Annotated in this window: 1 pseudogene; it reads right to left on the bottom strand. The window is 66.3% G+C overall.

What is annotated here, in order from left to right:
* Positions 1-276, bottom strand: a pseudogene (locus tag IF89_RS0136805) (PhnD/SsuA/transferrin family substrate-binding protein); the annotation flags it as partial.

Genomic DNA, 276 nt, shown 5'->3' with positions numbered 1-276 from the left:
TCGACGCTCCAGCCCTTCTCGGAGATCCAGTTCAGGAACGCGACGTCCTGGGTGTTGCCCTTCTGCGGGGTGGCGATCCTCTTGCCCTTGAGGTCGTCCAGGGTCTTGATCCGGTCCGGGTTCACCACCAGCTTCACGCCGCCCGAGGCGGAGCCGGAGATGATCCGCAGGTTGGCCCCCTTGGACTTGACGTAGCCGTTGATGGACGGCGAGGGGCCGATGAAGCCGATGTCGAGGGAACCGCCGTTGAGGGCCTCGATCTCGGACGGGCCCGCG

The organism is Streptomyces sp. NRRL F-2664 (genome assembly GCF_000719345.1).
Lineage (GTDB): Bacteria > Actinomycetota > Actinomycetes > Streptomycetales > Streptomycetaceae > Streptomyces.
The sequence above is the reverse complement of the archived record's forward strand: the minus strand, read 5'-3'. Positions and strand labels throughout refer to the sequence as shown.